Source organism: Mesorhizobium sp. ORS 3428 (genome assembly GCF_001854785.1).
Classification (GTDB): Bacteria; Pseudomonadota; Alphaproteobacteria; order Rhizobiales; family Rhizobiaceae; genus Mesorhizobium.
Genome location: NZ_MDFL01000115.1, coordinates 403,465 through 427,109, shown reverse-complemented (window position 1 = coordinate 427,109; position 23,645 = coordinate 403,465). Strand labels below are relative to the sequence as shown.

The window sequence follows — 23,645 nt, the reverse complement described above, 5'->3', positions numbered from 1 at the left end:
AATAGCTTAGAGCGGTTCACCGGGTCACGGAAACGCAGAACCGCTCTATCCCTTTGTTTTGACGCAATTCCGAACGGAAAACCGTTTCACATTTTTCCTGGAATTGCTTCAGTCGTCATCCTGCGATGCGGCGATCTGGTTGAGCGCTGCGGCATTAGTGATACGCAGCCCGCCGCGCTTGATGGCGATCATCTGCCGGTTGCGCCAGTCGTTGAGCGTCTTGTTGACCGATTCGCGCGTCGCGCCGAGGAACTCGCCGAGCTCCGACTGCGAAATCGGAATCCAGCCGGCCGGGTCTGCCATGACGCTGCTGAGGAACACTAGCCGCTTCGCCAGCCGGGCCTCGATGCCGAAGAAGGCCTGGTCGCCTAGTTCGCCGCTGACCCAGCGCAGCCGCGCGCACAGAAGCTCGATCATTGCGCGCGCCAGAGGCGGATTTTTTTCAATGCGATCAAAGAGTTGCGTTCGGTTGAGCGAAACCAGCTCGCATGCGGTGAGACAGATCGCGGTTGCGGTGCGAGGGCGTCCGTCCAAGGCACCGATCTCTCCGATGAGGCTGCGCGAGAGCTCGATATTGGCCACCAGCTTCTGGCCGCCCGGCGAATAGAGCGATATTTCGACAGTGCCGCTCATCACGCCATAAATGCGGTCGGACGCATCCTCCTGGACGAACAAATGCTGACCGGCCGCGTAGCGCTCGACCTTGCAGCCGCCGAACAGCAGGTCGAACTGACGCGGATCGATCCGCGCCAGACGCGGCAGGGCGCTCCTGTCGTCTGCGCTGACTGTGGACATGATGCGATTCCGCCTCTCGTTGAGCGGAAATTGTAGGCCAAGTGCATGCTCGATCAAAGCTTCGTCTCCATCGGCGACGGCCGCCACCGGGACCCACGCTTTTCGGCGGTGGTCGGGTGCAACCAGCTTCGTTCCGCGCAACTTAGCCAGCATTGTCTTGACTGAACCGGTGGCGGGAGCGCCGCTCGATCTGAAACGCCGTCCGCGCACGTGGGTGGGAGGTGGCCAACGCGCGCGGACAGCAAACCTGAAAATGTCTAGGTGATCGAAATTTGCTGCGAGGAACGGCCGGGCTTTCAGGCCTGGAAGCCGTTTCGAACCTGCTCGACAAAGCACAAGCCAGTGCACCACCCCAATGCAACACGTATGCGCGAAGCTCGCGCGGCGTATGTGAAGACGATCACAGAAGCGTGCGTCGGCCGGCGCGATAGCTGGTCGACCGACAAGGGTTGGGAAACGTGCGCGGCGCGTCGCTTGACGCTATTCGCCGCAGTGGAATGGTTTGGCAGCCCATCGACGTCGGCACGACACGGGCGCGTCTCATCACAATCCGGCATCAGATCGATTGCGGAAGTCGAAAAACCGCTCTATTGAGCATTCGGCTGATTGAGGGCGGCCATCCTTTTCATTTGTGGATCGCCCCATGCCCGACGAACTCGTTCGCATCATCGCATTTCTTGCCGTGGCAATAGCCCTGCTGCTTGCCGGGGTTCATTTCCATCACGGCAACATCCTGGCCACGCTCTATTTCATGACCGGCGCCATACTGGTGACGGCGGTGACGCATCTGAGCGTGCGCAGAGGGCTGATCTGAAGAGCCGCGTCGAGCGCCACCGCTCTGCTGGTAAAAGATACAGGGAATTCCGCGGCCTGATCATCCAACACACTCATGGTGTCGGATGGTGGGCGATGCAGGGATTGAACCTGCGACCCCACCCGTGTGAAGGGTGTGCTCTCCCGCTGAGCTAATCGCCCGCTCGCTGCCCGAAGGCCGAAGCGAGYCGCGATATAAGGGAGGCAGGTGTGCGAAGTCAAGGCAATGTRCCGGGGTTATCCTGCGGATTGGTTTCGCGACATCTTGCCGGTTCGATCTGGACCCCGCTCAGCGCGCCGCAGCAATCAGCCGTTCGGCCAGTTCCGGCGTCAGCGTGTCGAAATGTGAGATCACCAGTGTCGGCTCGAACTCGCGCACATGGCGGTCCGTGTAGCCGAAATCGACCGCAACCACCGGAATGCCGGCGGCCTTGGCGGTATCGATGTCGGTCTGCGAATCGCCAACCATCAAAGCATTGTGGGGATCGCCGCCGGCCAGCTTGATCGTCTCGGTGAGGTGGCGCGGGTCGGGCTTGCGGAAGGCGAAGGTGTCCTGGCCGCAGATCGCCGCGAAATAGTCGGCCATACCGAGCGCCCCGATCAGAGCCACGGAATTGGCCTCGTATTTGTTGGTGCAGACCGCCATCAGGTAGCCGGCCGCCTGAAAGCGGTCGAGCGCGGCGATGACGCCGGGGTAGGGGCGCGACTTTCCGGGAATGTTCAGCGTGTAATGGTCGAGGAAGAGTTTCAGCAGCCGATCGTGCTCTTCGGCCATCAGCGACCTGTTCTGTGCAGCATGCGCGCGTTCGATCATGACGCGGCCGCCGTGGCCGACGAAGCGCCTGAAACCCGCTTCGTCGACCGCCGCCAACTCGCCGGCCGCCAGGCTGTGGTTGAGGCTGTCCAGCAGATCCGGTGCGGTATCGATGATTGTCCCGTCGAGGTCGAACACGATGATCGGTCGGGTCATGGCCAGTCCTGCAGCGGTTGAAACGCCGCAGCCGATACAAGCTGCGCGGTGGGCAAGCAAGCCGCCTCTATCGGTCCACAGGCAGAGCCTTTGACGGGACAGGCAAAAATGCTAGGAGGCGCGCCAAACCAGCGAAATCGGGGCAATGGCGGCATGGACGCAACGCAGTTGAAGGTCGAGGCCGCACGCGCGGCCCTTGCCCACGTAAGTGACGGCATGCGGCTCGGCATCGGCACCGGCACGACCGCCGACGAGTTCGTCCRGCTTCTCGCTGAAAGGGTGGCGACCGGGCTTACCGTCATCGGCGTGCCCACATCCGAGCGCACCGCGGCACTCTGCCGCGAGCTCGGCGTGCCGCTGTCGACGCTCGAGGAAACGCCCGAGCTGGACCTCACCATCGACGGCGCCGACGAGATCGACCCTTCGCTGACCCTGATCAAGGGCGGCGGCGGGGCGCTGCTGCGTGAAAAGATCGTTGCGGCGGCGTCGCAGCGCATGATCGTCATTGCCGACCAATCCAAGATGGTCGACACGCTGGGCCGGTTTCCGCTGCCGATCGAGGTCAACAAGTTCGGCCTACGCGCCACCGAGATCGCGGTCGCCGCGGCCGCGGCAGGCCTCGGCCTTTCCGGCCCGGTGACATTGAGGATGACGGGGAGCCAGCCTTTTGTTACAGACGGCGGCCACTTTATCCTCGATGCATCTTTTGGCCGCATTCCGGATACAAGAGCGCTTTCGAATGCTCTCTTCGCCATTCCAGGCGTTGTCGAGCACGGTCTATTCATCGGRCTGGCGTCAACGGCCATCATCGCCGGCGGCGACGGCATCCAAACCGTCCATGCCGCCCGAAAACCAGGGAGTTCTATCGACCATGATGTTGCATAAACGGGTTCGCCGCCTTTCGACACTTCTGGYGGCCTCAGTCGTCCTTGCCCTATCTTCACCGGCGTTTTCGCAGGATATAAGCGAATCGCACCTCAAGGCCGCGCGCGCAGCGGTGGCGGCGATCCACGCCACGGACCCGTTCGACAATATCCTGCCGCAGGCGGCGGCCGCGCTTGAGAACCAGCTGATCCAGAAGAACCCCGACATGCAGGAGCTGATCGRCAAGACGGTGACCGAGAAGGCCATGGGCCTGGCGGCACGCCGCGCCGACCTCGAGAAGGAGGCCGCTCTTGCCTACGCCAAGGTGTTCTCCGAGAAGGAACTCAACGACATCGCCACGTTCTACAGTTCCGATTCCGGCAAGAAGCTGCTGGACAGCGGTCCGGCGGTCACGCGCGACCTGGTGAAGGCTGCCGACATCTGGCAGAACGGCGTCGCCCGAGACCTCGCCCAGCAGGTCGGCGAGACGCTCGCCGCCGCGGCCAAGGCCACTGCTCCGGCGAAGCCGGCTCCTGCGACGGATGCCAAGGCTCCCGACAACTCCGACAATTCTGCCCCGGCCGACGACCAGGCACCTGCCGACAACTCGGCACCGGCTGACGATTCGCAGAACTGATCCGCGTCAATCAGGCTGACGCGCGCTGGACCAGAAAAGCCCGGGTTTCCCGGGCTTTTCTTTTAGCGCTTGGCAGCCTACCTCTGGCGGGATGCCCATCTTATCGCAGGAGCCTTCCAAATGGCCGCTTACGACTATGATCTTTTCGTCATCGGCGGCGGTTCCGGCGGAGTGAGGGCGGCCCGTGTGGCGGCGTCCCTCGGCAAGCGCGTCGCCATCGCCGAAGAGTATCGTTATGGTGGCACCTGCGTCATCCGCGGCTGCGTGCCGAAAAAACTCTATGTCTATGCTTCGCAGTTTCCCGAGCATTTTGCCGACGCAGCCGGCTACGGCTGGACTGTGCCGGAGGTGAGCTTCGACTGGCCGACGCTAGTTGCCAACAAGGACAAGGAGATCGCCAGGCTGGAGGCGATCTACAAGAAGAACGTCGCGGGCGCCGGCGGCGAGACTTTCCATTCGCGCGCCGTGCTGGTCGACCGGCATTCCATTTACCTGGTTGCCGAAGACCGCACCGTCAGCGCCGACCAGATCCTGATCGCCACGGGCGGCAGGCCTGCCCCGCATCCGGCGCTTTCCGGCCACGAGCATTGCATCTTTTCAAACGAAGCGTTCGATCTGAAGGAATTGCCGAAGGCGATGATGATCGAAGGCGGCGGTTACATCGCCGTCGAATTCGCCAATATTTTCCATGGGCTCGGCGTCGAAACCACACTGGTCTACCGCGGCCGGGAGATTCTGTCGCGGTTCGACATGGACCTTCGCCGCTCGCTGCACGAGACCATGGAGAAGAAGGGGATCAGGATCCTCACCCACTCGGTCTCCGAAAAGGTGAGCAAGAACCCGCAGGGCAGGCTGGACGTTCTGCTTTCCGGCGGCCAGACGCTGACGGTCGACCAGGTGATGCTGGCGATAGGCCGCATTCCCAACACCGAGAATATGGGGCTCGAAGGCGTCGGCGTGGAACTCGGCAAGACGGGCGCGATCGTGGTCGATGAATATTCCCGCACCAACATCGACAACATCTGGGCGATCGGCGACGTCACACATCGCGTGCAACTGACGCCGGTGGCCATCCACGAGGCGATGTGCTTCGTCGAGACGGCGTTCAAGGGCAATCCGACGGCGGTGGACCACGACACGATTCCGACAGCCGTGTTTTCACAGCCTGAAATCGGCACTGTCGGCCTGTCCGAGGATGAGGCGGTCAAGCGCTTCCCGGACATCGAGGTCTACCGTGCCTCCTTCCGCCCGATGCGGCATACGCTGTCGGGCCGCGACGAGAAGATGCTGATGAAACTTGTGGTCGACAGTGCATCGCGGAGGGTGCTGGGCGCCCATATTCTCGGACCGGACGCGGGCGAGATGGCGCAGCTTCTCGGCATTCCGCTGAAAGCCGGGCTCACCAAGGACGCCTTCGACCGCACGATGGCCGTGCACCCGACCGCCGCGGAGGAACTCGTCACCATGTACAAGCCGACCTACCGTGTGAAGAACGGCGAGCGCATCTAAACCCACTCCTCGGTGTAGACCGTGCTGATGCGCGGGCCTGCGGCACGTGGCGCTGGGGCGGCGTCCATGGCCATTCGTGATTCGCGGACCCGTCGGTAGATCTAACGGTGGCACTGACCAAAGCGGCAATCGCCGGCGTGGCCGGAGCATTCCCGGACGCGAAGCGCGACGCGATTTACGGTACGGTGGAGGCCGCCGCCGGCGGAGCCGGCGACGGTGAATGACGATGCGGCTAAAGCAGCGTGCCGCGGAGGATGACCAACGCTACCGAGAAGTAGATCACCAGCCCTGTGACGTCGACCAGCGTCGCCACGAACGGCGCCGATGCGCTCGCCGGGTCGAAGCCGATGCGCTTCAGCGCGAAAGGCAGCATCGATCCCGACAGCGAGCCGAAGGTGACGATGCCGATCAGCGCCGCGCCCACGGTTGCCGCGATCAGCACCCAGTGCTGGCCGTAGTCGTAGAGGCCGAGATACTGCCAGAGCGCAATGCGGCAGATGCCCACGATGCCGAGGATCGAGCCGAGAGCCAGTCCGGTCGGAAGCTCGCGCAGCGCTACCCGCCACCAGTCGCGAAGACCGATCTCGCGCAACGCCAGCGCGCGGATGACCAGCGAGGTCGCCTGCGAGCCCGAATTGCCGCCGGAGCTCATGATCAGCGGGATGAAGAGGGTGAGCACGATCGCCTTCTCCAGTTCGCCTTCGTAGCTCTGCATGGCGTTGGCCGTCAGCATCTCGCTAAGGAACAGCGCGCAGAGCCAGCCGGCCCGCTTCTGGATCATGGCGAGGAAGCCCATCTTCATGTAGGGCTCGTCCAGGGCCTCCATACCGCCGAAACGGTGCACGTCCTCGGTCGTTTCCTCGACCATCGTGTCGATGATGTCGTCGACCGTGACGATGCCGAGGATCCTGCCATGATCCACAACCGGCAAGGCAAGAAGATCGTATTTGGAGATCATTTGCGCGAGCGTTTCGCGATCCGTGAGCGGGGTGACCGTCACCGGCATGCGATCCGGCGCCACCGACAGAATCGAATCCTCCGGCTCCCCGGTGATCAGGCGGCGCAGCCCCGTTGAGCGCAGCAGCTGCTGCGTTTCCGGATCGACTATGTAGATGGCATAGATCGTCTCGCGTGTCCGCTCGACCTTGCGGATGTAATCGAGTGTGCGGCCGACCGTCCAGTCGGGCGGCACGCTGACGAACTCCGTCGTCATGATCGAAGCGGCGCTGCCTTCCGGATAGCCGAGGATGGAAAGCAGCGTTGCGCGCAGCGGCGGCGCAAGCGTGGCGAGCAGCTCGGAACGCGCCGGCTCGTCGAGCTCGCGCAGAATATCTGCCGCGCGGTCGACCGACATGGCGGTCAGCAGCTTGCTTGCCTTGTCGCGCGGCAGGGCTTCGGCGAGCTCCGGGGCGCTTTCGAGTTCCGGCTGGTCGAAGATATCGACCAGCCGTTCGAACGGCACCGCGCAGAGCAACTCGATGGCTGTCTCACGCGATTCGCGGTTGAGGGCTTCGACCACGTCGGCGACGTGGTCGTTGGCAAGAACACGGGCGACGGCGATGGCTTCGTCGTCCAAAACGTGTGCGACTTCGTTCATGGCTCACTCCTTGCCGTCCGGCAGGACGTGAGCCGTCAGGTCACGTCAAGGCGGACGGCGGTTGCGTTCGACTGTGACTGTCGCCAGGCATGGCGGGTTGACCTTTCTGCTCGCGGGTTCGAGTTGAAGTTCGCGAGCGGGCGCAACATAGGAGCGCCTTTTGCCGAGTCAATCGCGAAGAGCGCGGAATCGGGTGAGGAAACGCCGGATCGCGCGACTGTGATCGGTCGCACCGGCCCGGCGGCCGTTCAAAGGTCTGGCAAGACTGCTATTTCTGCTTCAGCCGCCGCGAGAAGCGCAGCCATTTGTCCTCCGTTGGCCGAGGCTGGGCGAGGATGGTCGTAAGCTCGCGCGGCAGGGTGGGGACCAGCGGCTTCTTGGTCGCGACGCCGTCGGTGATTGAGACGACGCTGTGATAAAATTCCTCGCCGGAAAGGGACCGTGGCGGCACGGCCTCGTGCATCACGCTGATCACCGTGACATCGGGGCAGTTGGCCTTGATCGCCTCGTGGAAGGCGATCTTGCCTTCGGGGTCGAGCGCGCCGGTCGCTTCGTCGAGGAACAGCAGCCCCGGCTGCTGCAGGATGATGCGGGCGACCACCAGCTTCTGCTTCTGGCCGCCGGACAGGACCTGATCCCAGATCTTGCCCTCGCGGCTCTCCTCGGCCAGGTGCTCGATGAATTCGCCGAGGCCCGCTTTGTGCAGGGCCGCCGCCACCTGCATGTCGCCGTGATCGCTTTCCGAGCCGGGCAGGCAGACGAGCTGTTTCAGCGAGACCTGCTGCAGCTTGACCTCCTGGGCCGCATAGAAGCTCGTCACCCCCTCCGGGAACACGATGGTGCCGCGGCCATAGGGCCACAGGCCGTTGATCGCCTTGATCAGCGAGGTCTTGCCGCAACCGGACTCGCCCTTGAGGAACGTCCACTCGCCGCGCCGGAAGCGCAGATTGGCGGCGCTGAGGAAGGGCGTTGCGTCCTCGCCCTGATGCGCCAGCTCGAGCTTCTGGATGGTCAGGCCGAACACTGGGTTCTGGGTGGCGAAGCTGAAGTCCGAACGGCCGGTCTGGCGGTAGAACTCCTGCGGATGCTGGACGTTCTCGATGGCGTTGGCGAGTTCGGTCACGCGCTGGCTGTTGGCCCTCAGCGTCGCAATCGCCGGCATCACATGGATGAACCACGAGCACTGGCTGATCAACTGGGCGACCATTTCGGAGCCGGTTATGTAGCCCTTGAGGTCGAAGCCGTTGTGGATGAACGGGACGAGGCCGGGTCCGTAGGCAACAATACGGGCGCCGATGAAATTGTAGATCAGCTCGAACGACATGTAGCTGGTGTTGACGACGTTCAGTCGCCCCCAGGTCTTGTCGATGTCGACATAAAGCCGGTCGTGCATGGCCATCTGCACATCCTCGCCATGCGAGGCGGCGACGTGGAAGCTGCGGCGCAGGAACGTCGTCAGTTCGCCGCGATAGCTGCCCTCGGCCTGCTGCATGCGTATGTTGAGACGTTCGAGCAGGCCACCGAGCTTGACCGCGATCCAGGTGTTGAGGGGCACATAGGTGGCGACGGCCAGGAAGGCGAGCACAGCGCTGCCGTAGCTGCCGAGAAACTCCAGCCCTTTGACCTCGACCGAGGCCCCGATCAAATTCTCGCCGACGAAATAGAGCGAGGTCGCGACACCCAGCACGCCCATAGCAAGACCGATGGCGCCGCCGGTCATGTCCTTGATCGATTCCTGGATCCGCTGGTCGATGTTGTCGGGAGCGACGATGCCGCCGGCCGCCGAACCGTGCTGGGCATGGAAATGGGTATGGTTGCCGTCGAGCAGCGCCTGGTTGAACTGGCTGTTCAGCCATCCGCGCCATTTGCGATGCAAGGTCGCGGAGACCAGATTGCGCACGCCGGTGAAGCCGGCATCCTTGAGCACGACCAGCAGCATCAATATGCCGGCATTGGTCAGAAGCGACTGCAGCGGGTTGGTGTTGGCCGCGTCGTGGAAGAAGGCGATCGAGTTCACCAACTCACCCGAGGCCATGGCAAACCATACGCCCGCCTTGCTGGAGAGTGCTGTAAGCAGTGCGATGACCAGGGTGAGGGTCCAGGCTTCCTTCCAGCGGTCGGAGAACCAGTAGGCTCGCATCAGCCCCCAGAAAGTGCGCATTGACGATACCGGCGTCAGGGGCGAGGGCTTTGCCGCCTCGCTAGCTAGTTTTGCCGGTACTGTACGTCGTGGTCTGCCGACCCGAATCACGATCCCGCCCAAACCTTTCTTAGTTTGTTACACAGAGTAACACCAATTGATCATTTTCTGTTAATTTTTCTGCCCCCTGAACGTGCATCTGGCTGCCCATAGTGGCATGGGGGCAACAGGACGGAATCGTCAGAAAGCTCCTTCTGGCGCGATTTTCTGTGTTATTTCAGTGCGTTGAAGGCAGCGCCTAGCGGTAGCGCTGAGTTTCCCCTAGGGAAACTAAAAACACAGTTTTGTGAACGAAAATACCGTGCCGGTCGGCCGGTTTCGCTGACGCGCGGTCACGAAATATGGCGAAATGGGCCGTCCTTGACGTCTTCCGGCTTGCCCGAATCGCCACCTGCAGAGCCTGCGAACTGTCCGGAAATGATTCTTGTCGGCGAGGTTCTCTTTGTCGATCGCCAGCTGGGCGGCTAGCCTGCCGTTTCCAGCTCACCGCGTGTCTTGGCCTGGGCGACCTGGCGAATGGCGTCGGCAAGCGTGTCGACATCCTGCGCGCCCATGACGGCATATTTGCCTTCGAGCAGGAAGCAGGGCACGCCGGTGATGCCCATGCGCGAGGCGGTGGCGATCTCGTTGCGTACGGCGTCGACATCGGCGTCCGTCGGCAGCAGCGTCTCGACCACCGAAGCATCCATGCCGGCCTCACGCGCGGCATCGACCAGCACCGGATGGTCGCCGAGATTGGCGCCTTCCTCGAAATTCAGCTGGAACAGGCGGCGCACCAGCCGGTTCTGCACGTCCTCGCTGGCGGCGCCCGCCCAAYGGATGAGGCGGTGAGCGTCCAGCGTGTTGGGGGCGACCTTGATRGCGCCGAAAGCGAAGCGGATGCCTTCCGCTTCGCCCAGCGGTTCGATGCGCGCATGGATCTGGCGGATGCGCTCCTCGCTGCCGAATTTGCCCAGCATGTATTGGCGGCGATCCACGCCTGCTCGCGGAATGGTCGGATCGAGCTGGAAAGGCCGCCAGCGCACATGCACGCCGATGTCGCCGACAGCGGCGATCGCCTTGTCCAAGCGTTTCTGGCCGATGAAGCACCATGGGCACACGACATCGGACACCACATCGACGGTGATGGAGTTCTCGGCGCTCATGGTCGTCTCCTTGCCGGTTGGACGGAGAGGTCGGTCAATTGGGCTTCCGCCACCAGGCAGGCAGCTGATAGCCGAATATGGGGGTCTTTTGCGGATGTTCCAGATAGTTCCAGTAGGCGAGCCACTGCTGGGTGTTGTATTGCATCGGCACCATGTAGTTGCCGGAAATCAGCAGCCGGTCCAGCACGCGCACCGCGGCGACATAGTCTTCCTTGGTGCGTGCGTTCAGCATCGCGTTGATCGCCGCATCGATGGCAGGATCGGCGGCGCCGGCAAGGTTGAACGACCCTTCCTGCCTGGYGGCGCCGGATCCCCACCGCCCGACCTGCTCGCTGCCGGGCGACAGCGAATTGTTGAAGCCGCTCGAGCCGACGAGCACCTCGAAGTCGAACCGCTGCTTGCGCGACTGGATCTGGTCGCCGTCTAAGCTGCGGATGGTAACCCTGATGCCGATCTTCTCCAGCGTGCGCTGGTAGAGAGCCGCGAGCCGCTCCTCATCCTGCGACGACGTCAGGATTTCGAAGCCAAAGGGATTTCCCTCAGGATCGAGCATCCGGCCGTCCTGGACGTGATAGCCGGCGCCTTTCAACAGCTCGAAGGCGGCCCTCAGCACCTTGCGGTCCTGGCCGGAACCGTCGGTGACAGGCGGCCGCCAGGTCCCGTCCATGACCTCGGGAGGCACGCGGTCGGGGTAGGGGGCGAGCAGCGCCTTCTCCCGGTCGCCGGCCGGATGGCCGAGCGCGGACAGCTCCGAGTTCTGCCAGAAGCTCATGGTGCGGTTGAACTTGCCGCCGAACAGGTTCTTGTTCGCCCATTCGAAGTCGTAGAGCATGCCGAGCGCGCGCCGCACGACAGGATTGGAAAACTTGGGCAGCCTGGTGTTGAACAGGAAGCCGATCACCACAGGCGGAATGCCGGTGTCGAAATATTCCTGCGTCACGTCACCCTTGTGGAAGGCCGGAAAGTCGATATCGCGGTCTCGCTTGACCGGATCGGTCTCGTCGTCGAGGGCGCAGATGCCCTTTTTGAACGCTTCCGTCTTGGCGTTGGCGTTGAGGAAATATTCGATCGTGATCTGGTCGAAATTGTCGAAGCCGCGCTTGGAAGGAATGTCCTTGCCCCAATAATCGGGATTGCGCTTGAAGACGATGCGCTGGCCGGGCAGCACCTTATCCACGGTATAGGGGCCGCTGCCGATCAGCGGCTTCAGCGTCGTCTTGTCGAAGGTTTCCTTGTCGAAGGCGTGCTTGGGAATGATCGGGGTCAGCGCGACGATCAGCGGAAATTCGCGATTGGCCTTGTCATTGAAGGTGAATTTCACGCTGTGGTCGCCGGTCTTCTCCAGCTTGGCGATCATGCTCATGCGATCGCTGTAGGGCGGGCGACCCTTGTCGGTGAAGACATYGTAAGTGAACAGCACATCCTCGGGCGTCACCGGCTGGCCGTCGGACCATTTGGCGTTGGGATTGAGGTGGAATTCAATGCTCTTGCGGTCCGGATCCATGTCGGCACTGTCGGCGAGCAGGCCGTAGAGGCTGAAGGGCTCATCATAATTGCGCTGCATCAGCGGCTCGAAGACGAGGTTGCCGTAGACGGTGTCGATCATGCCGCGCGCGGTGGTGCGCAGGCTCTTCAGGATGAAGGGATTGAGATTGTCGAAACTGCCGACGACGCAATAGGTGACGCTGCCGCCCTTCGGCGCGTCGGGATTGACGTAGTCGAAATGCGTATAGTCCGGAGGCAGCGCCGGCTCGCCCTGCATGGCGATGCCGTGCTTCGGCTCCGACAAAGCCGGGAGCAGCGAAAGGGCCAGAAACGAGGTCGCGGCGATCAGCCGAACGAGAACGCGGTCCATGACCGTCTCCTTGCCGAGCAGCTTCGTGATTCGTCACGCACCCTAGAGCATTTCGCCCCCCGATTGAATCGGCGCGCCAATGGGGAATTGAGTTCAGAAGAAATCGGGGAAACCGGGCTGGATTCGGGGGCGCTGGCAGTGTAACACGCGCTCCGAAGTCATGCTGTTGCCTCATTTGGGCAACAGGTAGCTGGGCCACACGGCACAAAGAAGCCGGCTCCCGGGATCATTTGAGAGGAAAGTGCACCATATGACGAGCAACGCTTATCGCCTTTCGGTGCTGGCCGCAGGCGTGGCCGGCGTCCTGGGCGCGGGGCTTTTCACCGCCTCGGCGCAGCAGCCGCCGCAGATTCCGCAGGGCTGGTTCAAAGCCTGCACCAAGCAGGAAGACGTCGACATCTGCAACGTGCAGAACATCGTCACCGCCGGCAACGGCCAGCTCGTCACCGGCGTCAGCCTGATCGAGCTGAAGGGCAAGGTGAACCGCAAGGTGTTCCAGGTGACGGTTCCCACCGGCCGCCTCGTTCCCCCGGGCATCGGCCTGCAGATCGATTCCGGCAAGGCGCAGAAGCTCGACTATGTGATCTGCTTCCCGGACCGTTGCGTGGCCGAAGTACCGCTTACCGACCAGCTGGTCGGTTCGTTCAAGAAGGGCAAGCAGATCACGCTCACCTCAGTCAACTTCCAGAACCAGCCGAACCCGATCAAGGTCGCGCTGCAGGGCTTCGGCGACGCCTATGATGGCCCGCCGCTGCAGCAGTCGGATATCGAGGACCGCCAGAAGAAGCTGCAGGACTTCGTCGCCAAGAACAATCAGGACTTCGCCAAGAAGCTCAAGGAAGAGCAGGACAAGGCGAAGACCTCTAACTGATTTCCGGAGCGTTTCTGCGGAGAACAAAAAGCGGGGCAAGTGTCCCGCTTTTTTGTTGCCGATAGCTCAGCACTTCAGTGCTTCGAATGGCGTTTCGGCTCGTAGCGCCCGTCGGGTAGCTTGTCGAACATCTCGCCGATCTGCGGATGCCTGATCGGCTCGCCCGACCGGTCCTCGAGCAGGTTCTGCTCGGACACATAGGCGATGTACTCAGTCTCGGAATTCTCGGCCAGGAGGTGATAGAAGGGCTGGTCCTTATTCGGACGCATATCCGCGGGAATGGCTTCATACCATTCCTCAGTGTTGGCGAATTGCGGATCGACGTCGAAGATCACGCCGCGGAAGGGAAACAGCCGGTGGCGAACCACTTGCCCGATCGCGAATTTGGCTGTCTTCATCGCATTCACCACCTAGGTCCGAGGCGCCGTCAGTGGCTTGCGCGCAGGGCGCCTAAGGTCTTGAATCTACACATAAGGCAGGCAAAAATCGACTCCGACTTTCGGCTTGGTCCTCTTGGCGTAGTCGTTGTTTCGATTCAAATGCTGCGGCGGCGCCTTGCTGCCAAGCCATGAATCGAGGGGCGCGCAAGGGTCTCGGGCCGGAGAGTCCAAATGTGGTGTTTCAGCGCGTGGCCTGTTTCCTGAAGCCGCCTGCGAGTGCGCGAAAGCCGCTGCCAGACCGCAGGCCTTCGCGCATGAAAAAGGCGCGCAGCGGCGCGAAGCTGCCCAGCAGGCTGAGACCGGCGCTGCGCGCCAGTTGGGCAGGGAGCATGTCGGACAGCAGCGACATGTTGAGCAGGTTCACCGCACTGCTGCGCGCCAGTATGTCGGGCCGGCGCCTTGTGTCGTAGGCGGCGAGGCTCAATCGCGAGCCTGGATCGCGGCGGTTTTCGCTGGCGATTCCGATCAGATCGTCGATATCCCTGATGCCGAGGTTGAGGCCTTGTGCGCCAATCGGCGGGAAGACATGGGCGGCTTCTCCGACAAGCGCCACGCGATTTTGCGCGAAGCGGCCGGGCGAGGCCGCCGACAGTGGATAGACCTGACGGCCGGGCTCGACCGAAATCCGGCCGAGCATGGATTGCATCTGCTCCTCGACCCGGGCTGACAGCGTGGCATCGTCGAACGCCGCGAGTTCCCGCGCCGTTTCCGGCTTCACCACCCAGACAAGGCTGGAGCGCTTGCCCGGTAGCGGCACCTGCGTGAACGGTCCGGTCTCGGTGTGGAATTCGGTCGAGATGAAGCCATGTTCGCTGCGATGGCTGAAATTGAGAACAAGCGCCGACTGCGGATAGGGACGCGCGGAGGCCCTGATGCCGGCGGCCTCGCGCGCCGGCGACAGGCGCCCGTCGGCCGCGACCGCCAGTGACGCGGAGACCTCGCTGCCATCGGCCAGGCCGGCATAGGCCCGGTCGGCCTCCAGCCGCCATGTCTCGACCATCGTCTTGCGCCATTCGATACCGGGGTGAGCGGCAACCGCCTTGGCGAGCACCGGGATCAGGATATTGTTCGGCAGATTGAGCCCGAACTGCTCCTCGCCGATCTCGCTGGCGCGAAAGGTCACAGTCGGGCTGCGGATCAGCCGGCGGGTCGCGTCGACGATGCGCATCACTTTCAACGGCGCCGCCTGCGGCCGGAGCTCATCCAGTACGCCCAGCCGATCGAGGACTTTCAGGGAAGGGTTCATGAGGGCTGTGGTGCGGCCRTCGCTGCTGGCGGCCTCCGGGCCAACGAGCGTCACGTCAAAGCCTGCCGCGGCAAAGCCGAGTGCCGCGATCAGGCCGGCCGGGCCGCTGCCGGCAACCAATATCCGGGCTTTGTCGTTCTGCTCCACGCCAGGCTTCCATATGTGTGATGGGCGGCCCATCGGCCCATATGTGGATATAGGTCACATCGGCAGGCTTGATCAACGCTGCGATTCGGCCCATTCGATTGCCATGACCGGCCAGGAGCATGATTTCAGCAATCTCGACCGCGCCGGCCGCGCCATGGCAGGACTTGCGCGCAGCCCGCGCCTAGCGATGACGCTCACTGTTGGCGCGAGCATTGCTCTTGCATGGTTCATCCTTGCCGCCATGGCGATTCGCGCTGCCGAAAGCCGCCTTGCCGGGGTCGCCCCGGGCGATGTGCTGCTCAAAGGCCTGCCGCACTTGCCCCTGCCGGAATTCCTCGACCGGTTTTTCGCCCTTTGTCTCACGCCGGCGCCGTTGKCAGGCTGGGCGGGCGTGCAGGCGCTGGCGCTCGTCCTGATGTGGTTCCTGACGGCTGTGGCGGCGACGCTGCCTTCGGCGTCGCCGATGATCCGCACGTATTGCGAAATTGCCGACACGGCCCGGTTCAAAGGCGAGCCCGTCGTCAATCCACTTGTCCTGGTCGCGGGATACCTCACGACCTGGCTTGCCGCCTCGGTGGCGTTCGCCGCGCTGACGCTTATCGTCTATGGGTTCGCGGCCTCGGGGCAGGTGCTCGATCCTGTGGTCGGCTTTGCCGGGGCCGTCGCGCTGACGATTGCCGGCCTCTATCAATTCAGCGGCCTGAAGCAGGCCTGCCTGAAGAAATGCCGGAACCCGTTCTCGATCCTGTTCGCCAAGTGGAGCGCGAGGCCAGGGCRCATCTTTCGCCTGGGGATGGAGCAGGGCGTCTGGTGCCTCGGCTGCTGCTGGGCGCTTATGCTGGTGATGTTCGCCGTGGGCGCGATGAACGTCTTCTGGATGGCCCTCATCGGCCTGTTCACCCTGATCGAAAAACAGACCACCGGCAGGGTGGCAAGCCAGGTCGCTGGTGCGATACTGCTTGTGTGGGCCGCCGCCCTGCTATTAGTTTCGGCGTGAGGGGAGAATGCGATGACGGATCAGAGCTGGGCGATGAAGGGAGAGCTGGTACTCTCCTGCAATTGCACGGTTTTTTGCCCTTGCGTCCTGTCGCTCGGCAGTCACCCGCCGAGCGAGGGCTATTGCCAGACTTGGGCGGGCTTCCGCATCGATGCCGGCCATTTCGGCGAGGTCGATCTCTCCGGCCTCAATCTCGGCCTGATCATGGAGATCCCGGGCTATATGAGCCGCGGCAACTGGACTGCCGGCCTGTTCATCGACAAGCGCGCCTCTGTCTATGCGGTCAAGGCGCTTACAAAAATCTTCACCGGCAAGGCCGGCGGCACCACGTCGCTGCTGTCGATCCTGGTCGGCAAGTTCCTCGGCGTCGAGCAGGTGCCGATCACCTATGAGACGCGCGACAAGACGCGTGTCTTCCAGATACCGAAGATCATCGACGGCGCGGTGACGCCCATAGCCGGCAAGGAACGCGAGAAGGACACGGTGATCAGCAATTCCGAATACTGGATCGCGCCGGAAATCATTGTGGCGAAGTCGGACAAGAGCAAGATGCGCGCCTTCGGCCGCAACTGGAATTTCGCCGGCCGCTCGGCTGAGATCTGCAAGCTGGACTGGCGAGGACCGTGAGCAAGAACACAACAGCCAGAAAAGCGGCCAAGAAGATCGCGCAACGGATTCCGCGGCCGAAGAAGAAAGTGACGTGRCCGCAGGCGCGCGCGTTCTCCGTGCACCTGCTCACCGCGTCCGGTTCGTTTCTGGCTTTCCTGTCCCTCGTCGCCGCGAGCGAGGAGCGCTGGACCGCGATGTTCTGGTGGCTTGGGCTGGCGCTCTTTGTCGATGGCATCGACGGGCCGATCGCCAGGAAGCTGGAGGTCAAGGAGATCCTGCCGACCTGGTCGGGCGAAATGCTCGACAACATCATCGACTACGTGACCTACGTGCTCATACCGGCCTTCGCGCTCTACCAGCGCGGCTTCATGGGCGAGAACCTCTCCTTCCYGTCGGCGGCGATCATCGTGGTGTCGAGCGCGATCTACTACRCTGACACTGGCATGAAGACGAAGGAGAATTTCTTCAAGGGGTTCCCGGTCGTCTGGAACATGGTGGTGTTCACGCTCTTCGTCATCGAACCGGGACAATGGGTCTCTTTCGCCGTGGTCGTGGTCGCCGCCATACTCACTTTCCTGCCGATCAACTTCATTCATCCGGTGCGGGTGGTGAGGTTGAGACCGATCAATCTCGGCGTGACCCTTTTGTGGTGCGCCTTCGGTGCGCTGGCGCTGGCGCAGGCCGCACTGGCCAGCTTTTACAACGAGATCGGCGTCCTGGGTGAACAGGTCAGCAACTTCACCAAGATCGGCATCACCATCACGGGCCTCTATCTCGCCTGCATCGGGGGCATCATGCAGATGTTCCCAAATCTTGGCGCCAAGAAGCCCTGACCTAACTTTTTGCTGGAGCATGATCCTTTCCGAAAATCGGTTCCTGCTTTTCGGGATCATGCTAAATCCTATCCCCATCCCGGGAGAATTGAGCGATGTCCAAGGCAATACGCATTCACGCCCATGGCGGCCCCGAAGTCTTGACCTATGAGGATGCCGATCCCGGCGAGCCGGCCGCCGGACAGATCCTGATCCGCCACAGCGCGATCGGCCTCAACTTCATCGACGTCTATCATCGCTCGGGCCTCTACCCGCCTCCTGGCGGGCTCCCGCTGATCCCGGGCAGCGAGGCGGCCGGCGTGGTGCTGGCCATCGGCGCCGGCGTCGACTGGCTGACGCCCGGCGACCGCATCGCCTATGCCGTCAATGTGGGCGCTTATTCCGAGCAGCGGGTGATCGCCGCCGACCGCGTGGTCAAGGTGCCGGACGGCATCAGCGACGAGCAGGCCGCGGCCATGATGCTGAAGGGCATGACGGCGGAATATCTGCTGCGCCGCACTTATCCAGTGAAGGCCGGCGACACGATCCTCTACCATGCCGCCGCCGGCGGCGTCGGTCTCATCCTCGGCCAGTGGGCAAAGCATCTCGGCGCGACCGTGATCGGCACGGCGAGCTCCGCCGACAAGATCGAGCTCGCCAAGGCGCATGGTTTCGACCATGTCATCAACTACAGGGAGCAGGATTTCGTCGCCGGCGTCGCCGCCATCACCGCTGGCCGGAAATGCGATGTCGCCTACGATTCCGTCGGCAACGACACGTTTCCCGCCTCGCTCGATTGCCTGAGGCCGCTCGGCATGTTCGTCAGCTTCGGCCAGTCGTCAGGGCCGATTCCGCCTTTCTCGATGTCGCTTCTCGCGCAGAAAGGCTCGCTCTACGCAACCCGACCGACGATCTTCGTTTACAACGCCAGGCGCGAGGACTTGGTGGCGTCGGCTCAGGCGCTCTTCGATGTGGTGCTGAGCGGCGCGGTCGAGATCAAGATCAACCAGCGCTATGCGCTGAAGGATGCGGCAAAGGCGCAATCGGATCTCGAGGGCCGCAAGACGACCGGCACTTCCGTCCTCATTCCCTAATGCATGTCGCCCAAAAGTGCGCAGCGGTTTTGGGAGAACGACATGCATCAGGCAGYCGGCTTAAAGCGCGTCGCTCAGTCCGCTTTCAGCGCGACGCACTTTAAGCCGGCTGCCTTGTTCTTCAGCGCCATGCCGTGGATGAGGGCACGGTTTGCCCAAAAGGCCCGCCGGTTTTTCGCAAGCTCCCAATAGGTGTATCTTACCCCTTGAGTTTCCGCTGGAATTCTTGAAGCTCTTTCAAGTTGGGTGGCGCTTTCCGATCGAAGTCTGCCGCGCATACGATGTCAGCGGGAACACCGAACATATCCGGGTAACTGGATGGGAGGCACTGTGAGTGCAAATCATGACAGGGCGAACCTGCTGGAGGTTCGTGGCCTTACGAAGATTTTCGGCACGCTGACCGCGTGCAATCACATCGACCTCAACATCGCCAAGGGCGAGATCCACGCGCTGCTCGGCGAGAACGGCGCCGGCAAGTCGACGCTGGTCAAGATGCTGTTCGGTTCGCTCGAGCCGAACTCGGGCGAGATCTTCTGGGACGGCAAGCCCGTCATCATCACCAGTCCCGGTGTCGCCAAGAAGCTCGGCATCGGCATGGTCTTCCAGCACTTCTCGCTGTTCGAGGCGCTGACGGCGGCCGAGAACATAGCGCTCTCCCTCAACGACGGCTCGCCGATCAGCACCATAGCGGCGAAGGCGAGGGCGCTCTCCTACAGCTACGGCCTGYCGCTCGATCCGGAATCCTTGGTCGGCGACCTTTCCGTCGGCGAGCGCCAGCGCATCGAGATCATCCRCTGCCTCTTACAGACGCCGCAGCTCATCATCCTCGACGAGCCGACCTCGGTGCTGACGCCGCAGGAAGCCGACAAGCTGTTCGAAACGCTGGAAAGGCTGCGCTCCGAAGGCAAGTCGATCCTCTACATCTCGCACCGGCTGGAAGAGGTCAAACGCATCTGCGACCGCGCCACGGTGCTGCGCCACGGCAAAGTCGTCGGCCACTGCAATCCGCGCCGGGAGACGGCCGCGTCGCTCGCCCGCATGATGGTCGGCAACGAGGTCAAGGCGGTGGTGCGCGCGCCGRCAGATGGCATCGAGACCGCGCCCGCGCTGCTGGAGATCCGCGGGCTTACGCGCAAGCCAGCGACACCTTTCGCCATTCCGCTGAAGAACATCAATCTTTCCGTGCGCGCCGGCGAGGTGATCGGCATCGCCGGTGTGGCCGGCAACGGCCAGGGCGAGTTCTTCGAAGCCGTCTCCGGCGAGGTGCTGCAACAGGACCCCGGCTCGGTGCGCATCCGCGGCAAGGATGCAGGCGGCCTGTCCATCACCGGCCGGCGGCTTATGGGTGCCGCCTTCGTGCCGGAAGAGCGCCTCGGCCATGGCGCGGCGCCACGCATGAAGCTTTCGGAAAATCTGCTGCTTTCGCGCCATGCCACTGATGGCAGGTCCTTCGTCGGCTCCGGCGGCATGGTCAAGAATTCTTCCGTCTACAGCGCCGCCCAGCGCATCATTGCCGCAATGGATGTGCGCAAGAGCGCGGCCGATCCGGAGGCAGCGGCGCTGTCCGGCGGCAATCTGCAGAAATTCATCGTCGGCCGCGAGCTCGACCGCAAGCCGAGCGTCATGGTCGTGAACCAGCCGACCTGGGGCGTGGATGCGGGTGCGGCCGCTCATATCCGCCAAGCGCTAATCGAACTCGCCCGCAGCGGATCGGCGGTGCTCGTCATCAGCCAGGACCTCGACGAATTGTTCGAACTCTCGGACGCGATCGCGGTCATGCACAACGGCGAACTGTCCGCGCCGCTGCCCATCGCCGCAGCCACCTTCGAGAAGATCGGCCTGCTGATGGGCGGCGCCGAGCCAGGCCACGCCGAACACACCATGGAGACGGCATGATGCGCCTCGAACTGGTTAAACGCCCGCAGCGCTCGGCGCTGTTTTCGGTGCTCTCGCCCTTCATCGCCTTCGTGCTGACGATGATTGCCGGCGCCGTTTTGTTCGCATTGCTCGGTGTCAATCCGTTCAATGCTTTCGAAATCTATTTCGTCGAGCCGATCAGCCAGATCTGGCAGTTGCACGAACTGGCCATCAAGGCGGCGCCGTTGATCCTCATCGCCGTCGGCCTGTCGGTCTGCTACAAAGCCAATATCTGGAATATCGGCGCCGAGGGCCAGTTCATCCTGGGCGGCATCTTCGGCTCGATCGTCCCGGTGCTGTTCCCCGATTTCGAGGGTCCGTTTGTGCTGCCGCTGATGCTCCTGCTCGGCATGGTCGGCGGCGCGCTTTATGCCGCGATCCCTGCGCTGCTCAAGACCCGCTTCAGCACCAATGAGATCCTGACCAGCCTGATGCTGGTCTATGTCGCGCAGCTCTTCCTCGACTGGCTGGTGCGAGGACCCTGGCGCGATCCGCAAGGCCACGGCTTCCCGCAGACGATCCAATTCGGCGATTCGGCCATCCTGCCGGAGCTGATGCCGGATGCCGGGCGCGCCAATTGGGGCTTCGTCTTCGCGCTGGTCGCGGCCGTTGCGATCTGGCTGATGATGAGCCGCATGCTGAAAGGTTTCGAGGTCCGCGTTCTGGGCTCGAGCCCGAGGGCAGGGCGCTTCGCCGGCTTCGGCTTCAACAGGATGGTGTTTTTTACCTTCCTGCTGTCCGGTGCATTGGCTGGCCTCGCCGGCATCTCGGAAGTCTCCGGCGCTATCGGCCAGCTGCAGCCGGTGATCTCGCCCGGCTACGGCTTCACCGCCATCATCGTCGCCTTTCTCGGCCGCCTCAATCCTCTGGGCATCGTTGCCGCAGGCCTTGTGCTGGCGCTGACCTATCTCGGCGGCGAGGCGGTGCAGAGCGCGCTCGGCATCTCCGACAAGGTGGCGCGGGTGTTCCAGGGCATGCTTTTGTTCTTCGTGCTCGGCTGCGACACGCTCATCCACTACCGCATTCGTCTGATCGGCTTTGCCGCGCCGAAACTCGGGGCCGCGCCGAAGCTTGAGGAGGCCCGCTGATGGACATCACCGTCAACATCCTTCTAACCGTTGCGACCGCGGCGACGCCGCTCTTGATCGCGGCGATCGGCGAACTGGTCGTGGAGCGCTCCGGTGTGCTCAACCTCGGCGTCGAAGGCATGATGATCATGGGCGCCGTCGGCGGCTTCGGGGCGGGCTATCTCACCGGATCGCCCTGGATCGGCCTGCTGGCCGCGATCATCGTCGGCGCGCTGTTTTCGCTGCTCTTCGCGGTGATGACGCTCTCCTTGGCCACCAACCAGGTGGCGACCGGCCTGTCGCTGACGCTGCTCGGCCTTGGCCTTTCCGGCATGATCGGCACCAGCTTCGTCGGCCAGCCGGGTGTCAGGCTGCCCAACCTCTATATCCCCGGCCTGAGCTCGATCCCGGTCGTCGGCAAGCTGATCTTCGGCCAGGATCCGGTCTTCTACATCTCAATCGCGCTCACCGCAGCCGTGATGTGGTTCCTGTTCAGGACGCGCACCGGCCTTACGCTGCGCTCGATCGGCGACAGCCACTCGTCGGCGCATGCGCTCGGCATCAAGGTCATCCGCTACCGCTATCTGGCCGTGATCTTTGGCGGTGCCTGCGCCGGCCTTGCCGGCGGGCATCTGTCGCTGGTCTACACGCCGCAATGGGTTGAGAACATGAGCGCCGGCCGCGGCTGGATCGCGCTGGCGCTGGTGGTCTTCGCTTCCTGGCGCCCGTGGCGGGTTCTTGCGGGCGCCTACATCTTCGGCGCGGTGTGGATCGGCCAGCTTCATGCACAGGCTTTTGGCATTCCTGTGCCTTCACAGTTTCTTTCTTCGCTCCCCTATCTGGCAACCATCGTGGTTCTCGTTCTAATCTCGCGCAACAAGCGGCTGACGATGATGAACACACCGGCTTCGTTGGGGCAGCCATTTGTTCCGGATCGTTGACGACAACAAAAAGACGGGAAGCTCCAAGGCTTAACTCAGAGAGGTAACACGATGAAGAAACTGCTTATTGCGCTGATGACCACGACCGCTGCTCTCTCGCTCGCGGCAACCGCCGAGGCGGCCGACAAGCTGAAGGCCTRCTGGGTCTATACGGGTCCGATCGGCGACTTCGGCTATTCCTACCAGCACGATCAGGGCCGCCTGGAAGTGGAGAAGGCGCTGGGCGACAAGGTCGAGACTGCCTATCTCGAGAACGTCTCGGAAGGCCCCGATGCCGACCGCGCCTTCGAGCGCCTGGCACGCGAGAAGTGCAAGATCATCTTCGGCACATCGTTTGGCTTCATGGACGCCGAGGTGAAGGTCGCCAAGAAGTTCCCGAAGGTGATGTTCGAGCATGCCACCGGCTACAAGACCGGCAAGAATCTCGGCATCTACAACGCGCGCTTCTATGAGGGCCGCTATGTGCTCGGCCAGATCGCGGCCAAGGAATCGAAGAAGGGCCTCGCCGGCTACATCGTGTCCTTCCCGATCCCGGAAGTGGTGATGGGCATCAACTCCTTCATGCTTGGCGCGCAGTCGATCAATCCCAACTTCAAGGTCAAGATCGTGTGGGTGAATTCCTGGTTCGATCCGGGCAAGGAGGCCGACGCCGCCAAGGCGCTGTTCGACCAGGGCGCCGACATCATCGTCCAGCATACCGACTCGACCGCCGCGCTGCAGGTGGCCGAAGAGCGCAAGCTGCACGGCTTCGGCCAGTCGTCGGACATGATCAAGTTCGCGCCGAAAGCGCAGCTGACCTCGCTGACCGACGAGTGGGGCCCGTACTACATCAGCCGCGTGCAGGCGGCTCTGGACGGCACCTGGAAGCCGGACAATGTCTGGCTGGGCATCAAGGACGGCGCGGTCAAGCTGGCCCCCTACACCAACATGCCCGACGACGTGAAGGCGATGGCCGAGGCGACCGAGAAGAAGATCGCCGGCGGCTGGAATCCCTTCACCGGTCCGGTGTCCAAGCAGGACGGCTCGCCGTGGCTGAAGGACGGCGAGGTCGCCGACGACGGCACGCTGCTCGGCATGAATTTTTATGTCAAAGGCATCGACGACAAGCTGCCGCAATAA

Annotated in this window: 21 protein-coding genes and 1 tRNA gene; 13 read left to right on the top strand and 9 right to left on the bottom strand. The window is 62.9% G+C overall.

Going from position 1 to position 23,645, the window contains the following annotated elements; genetic code table 11:
- Positions 1-108 precede the first annotated feature (108 nt).
- Positions 109-795 carry a Crp/Fnr family transcriptional regulator gene (locus ORS3428_RS15235; RefSeq protein WP_071099280.1) on the bottom strand — a complete coding sequence of 229 codons (687 nt, stop codon included), beginning with the start codon at positions 793-795 and terminating at the stop codon, positions 109-111.
- A gap of 643 nt (positions 796-1,438) precedes the next feature.
- On the opposite strand from ORS3428_RS15235, the gene ORS3428_RS33515 reads away from it, so the two are divergent.
- Positions 1,439-1,609 carry a hypothetical protein gene (locus tag ORS3428_RS33515; RefSeq protein ID WP_172833691.1) on the top strand — a complete coding sequence of 57 codons (171 nt, stop codon included), beginning with the start codon at positions 1,439-1,441 and terminating at the stop codon, positions 1,607-1,609.
- Between the two features lie 86 nt (positions 1,610-1,695).
- Here the strand turns inward: ORS3428_RS33515 and ORS3428_RS15230 are convergent.
- Positions 1,696-1,770 (bottom strand) — tRNA-Val (locus ORS3428_RS15230).
- 127 nt (positions 1,771-1,897) lie between these two features.
- Positions 1,898-2,578: a phosphoglycolate phosphatase gene (locus ORS3428_RS15225; protein ID WP_071099066.1), complete on the bottom strand. Its 681-nt coding sequence runs from the start codon at positions 2,576-2,578 to the stop codon at positions 1,898-1,900.
- A gap of 153 nt (positions 2,579-2,731) precedes the next feature.
- On the opposite strand from ORS3428_RS15225, the gene rpiA reads away from it, so the two are divergent.
- From rpiA to gor, 3 genes are all read left to right on the top strand, one after another.
- Positions 2,732-3,463 (top strand): ribose-5-phosphate isomerase RpiA, encoded by a 732-nt coding sequence (gene rpiA, locus ORS3428_RS15220; RefSeq protein WP_071099064.1) that lies wholly within the window; start codon positions 2,732-2,734, stop codon positions 3,461-3,463.
- A complete protein-coding gene (locus tag ORS3428_RS15215; protein WP_071099061.1) occupies positions 3,450-4,079 on the top strand; it encodes a DUF2059 domain-containing protein in 630 nt (209 codons plus the stop codon). The genes rpiA and ORS3428_RS15215 overlap by 14 nt, the downstream gene beginning before the upstream one ends.
- A 120-nt stretch (positions 4,080-4,199) precedes the next feature.
- Positions 4,200-5,588 (top strand): glutathione-disulfide reductase, encoded by a 1,389-nt coding sequence (gene gor, locus ORS3428_RS15210; RefSeq protein WP_071099059.1) that lies wholly within the window; start codon positions 4,200-4,202, stop codon positions 5,586-5,588.
- 232 nt (positions 5,589-5,820) lie between these two features.
- Here gor and mgtE read toward each other — a convergent pair whose 3' ends face one another.
- From mgtE to ORS3428_RS15190, 4 genes are all read right to left on the bottom strand, one after another.
- A complete protein-coding gene (gene mgtE, locus ORS3428_RS15205; RefSeq protein WP_071099057.1) occupies positions 5,821-7,185 on the bottom strand; it encodes a magnesium transporter in 1,365 nt (454 codons plus the stop codon).
- Positions 7,186-7,453: 268 nt separating this feature from the next.
- Positions 7,454-9,346 (bottom strand): ABC transporter ATP-binding protein/permease, encoded by a 1,893-nt coding sequence (locus ORS3428_RS15200; RefSeq protein WP_071099055.1) that lies wholly within the window; start codon positions 9,344-9,346, stop codon positions 7,454-7,456.
- A gap of 503 nt (positions 9,347-9,849) precedes the next feature.
- Positions 9,850-10,530, bottom strand: a complete 681-nt coding sequence (locus ORS3428_RS15195) for a DsbA family oxidoreductase (RefSeq protein ID WP_071099052.1) — start codon at positions 10,528-10,530, stop codon at positions 9,850-9,852.
- A 34-nt stretch (positions 10,531-10,564) separates the two neighbouring features.
- A complete protein-coding gene (locus tag ORS3428_RS15190) occupies positions 10,565-12,385 on the bottom strand; it encodes an extracellular solute-binding protein (RefSeq protein ID WP_071099050.1) in 1,821 nt (606 codons plus the stop codon).
- A 250-nt stretch (positions 12,386-12,635) separates the two neighbouring features.
- On the opposite strand from ORS3428_RS15190, the gene ORS3428_RS15185 reads away from it, so the two are divergent.
- A complete protein-coding gene (locus ORS3428_RS15185) occupies positions 12,636-13,256 on the top strand; it encodes an invasion associated locus B family protein (protein WP_071099048.1) in 621 nt (206 codons plus the stop codon).
- A 74-nt stretch (positions 13,257-13,330) separates the two neighbouring features.
- Here ORS3428_RS15185 and hspQ read toward each other — a convergent pair whose 3' ends face one another.
- Together hspQ and ORS3428_RS15175 are read right to left on the bottom strand one after the other, a co-directional pair.
- Positions 13,331-13,654, bottom strand: a complete 324-nt coding sequence (gene hspQ, locus ORS3428_RS15180) for a heat shock protein HspQ (protein WP_071099046.1) — start codon at positions 13,652-13,654, stop codon at positions 13,331-13,333.
- A 223-nt stretch (positions 13,655-13,877) separates the two neighbouring features.
- On the bottom strand, positions 13,878-15,089 hold the full coding sequence (locus tag ORS3428_RS15175) for a UbiH/UbiF family hydroxylase (protein WP_071099044.1): 1,212 nt from the start codon (positions 15,087-15,089) through the stop codon (positions 13,878-13,880).
- A 292-nt stretch (positions 15,090-15,381) separates the two neighbouring features.
- On the opposite strand from ORS3428_RS15175, the gene ORS3428_RS15170 reads away from it, so the two are divergent.
- The 8 genes from ORS3428_RS15170 to ORS3428_RS15130 all read left to right on the top strand — a co-directional run bounded on the left by ORS3428_RS15170 (position 15,382) and on the right by ORS3428_RS15130 (position 23,645).
- Positions 15,382-16,086: a DUF2182 domain-containing protein gene (locus tag ORS3428_RS15170; RefSeq protein ID WP_338011935.1), complete on the top strand. Its 705-nt coding sequence runs from the start codon at positions 15,382-15,384 to the stop codon at positions 16,084-16,086.
- A 12-nt stretch (positions 16,087-16,098) separates the two neighbouring features.
- On the top strand, positions 16,099-16,713 hold the full coding sequence (locus tag ORS3428_RS15165) for a DUF1326 domain-containing protein (RefSeq protein WP_071099040.1): 615 nt from the start codon (positions 16,099-16,101) through the stop codon (positions 16,711-16,713).
- Between the two features lie 47 nt (positions 16,714-16,760).
- Positions 16,761-17,528, top strand: a complete 768-nt coding sequence (gene pcsA / locus ORS3428_RS15160; RefSeq protein ID WP_201788318.1) for a phosphatidylcholine synthase — start codon at positions 16,761-16,763, stop codon at positions 17,526-17,528.
- Positions 17,529-17,623: 95 nt separating this feature from the next.
- Complete coding sequence (locus tag ORS3428_RS15155) at positions 17,624-18,601, top strand: quinone oxidoreductase family protein (RefSeq protein ID WP_071099034.1); 978 nt, start codon at positions 17,624-17,626, stop codon at positions 18,599-18,601.
- 318 nt (positions 18,602-18,919) lie between these two features.
- Positions 18,920-20,497, top strand: a complete 1,578-nt coding sequence (locus tag ORS3428_RS15145; RefSeq protein ID WP_071099029.1) for an ABC transporter ATP-binding protein — start codon at positions 18,920-18,922, stop codon at positions 20,495-20,497.
- Positions 20,494-21,606 (top strand): ABC transporter permease, encoded by a 1,113-nt coding sequence (locus ORS3428_RS15140; protein WP_071099027.1) that lies wholly within the window; start codon positions 20,494-20,496, stop codon positions 21,604-21,606. Before ORS3428_RS15145 ends, ORS3428_RS15140 begins: the two co-directional genes overlap by 4 nt.
- Positions 21,606-22,526, top strand: a complete 921-nt coding sequence (locus ORS3428_RS15135; RefSeq protein ID WP_071099025.1) for an ABC transporter permease — start codon at positions 21,606-21,608, stop codon at positions 22,524-22,526. Before ORS3428_RS15140 ends, ORS3428_RS15135 begins: the two co-directional genes overlap by 1 nt.
- A gap of 51 nt (positions 22,527-22,577) precedes the next feature.
- Positions 22,578-23,645 (top strand): BMP family ABC transporter substrate-binding protein, encoded by a 1,068-nt coding sequence (locus ORS3428_RS15130; protein WP_071099023.1) that lies wholly within the window; start codon positions 22,578-22,580, stop codon positions 23,643-23,645.

What these genes read in the sequence shown, in the direction of transcription:
- mgtE (WP_071099057.1), bottom strand. Translation starts at nt 7,185, where the DNA reads ATGAACGAAGTCGCACACGTTTTGGACGACGAAGCCATCGCCGTCGCC.
- ORS3428_RS15200 (WP_071099055.1), bottom strand. Translation starts at nt 9,346, where the DNA reads ATGCGCACTTTCTGGGGGCTGATGCGAGCCTACTGGTTCTCCGACCGC.
- gor (WP_071099059.1), top strand. Translation starts at nt 4,200, where the DNA reads ATGGCCGCTTACGACTATGATCTTTTCGTCATCGGCGGCGGTTCCGGC.
- ORS3428_RS15225 (WP_071099066.1), bottom strand. Translation starts at nt 2,578, where the DNA reads ATGACCCGACCGATCATCGTGTTCGACCTCGACGGGACAATCATCGAT.
- ORS3428_RS15135 (WP_071099025.1), top strand. Translation starts at nt 21,606, where the DNA reads ATGGACATCACCGTCAACATCCTTCTAACCGTTGCGACCGCGGCGACG.
- ORS3428_RS33515 (WP_172833691.1), top strand. Translation starts at nt 1,439, where the DNA reads ATGCCCGACGAACTCGTTCGCATCATCGCATTTCTTGCCGTGGCAATA.
- ORS3428_RS15235 (WP_071099280.1), bottom strand. Translation starts at nt 795, where the DNA reads ATGTCCACAGTCAGCGCAGACGACAGGAGCGCCCTGCCGCGTCTGGCG.
- ORS3428_RS15165 (WP_071099040.1), top strand. Translation starts at nt 16,099, where the DNA reads ATGACGGATCAGAGCTGGGCGATGAAGGGAGAGCTGGTACTCTCCTGC.
- hspQ (WP_071099046.1), bottom strand. Translation starts at nt 13,654, where the DNA reads ATGAAGACAGCCAAATTCGCGATCGGGCAAGTGGTTCGCCACCGGCTG.
- ORS3428_RS15140 (WP_071099027.1), top strand. Translation starts at nt 20,494, where the DNA reads ATGATGCGCCTCGAACTGGTTAAACGCCCGCAGCGCTCGGCGCTGTTT.
- ORS3428_RS15155 (WP_071099034.1), top strand. Translation starts at nt 17,624, where the DNA reads ATGTCCAAGGCAATACGCATTCACGCCCATGGCGGCCCCGAAGTCTTG.
- ORS3428_RS15185 (WP_071099048.1), top strand. Translation starts at nt 12,636, where the DNA reads ATGACGAGCAACGCTTATCGCCTTTCGGTGCTGGCCGCAGGCGTGGCC.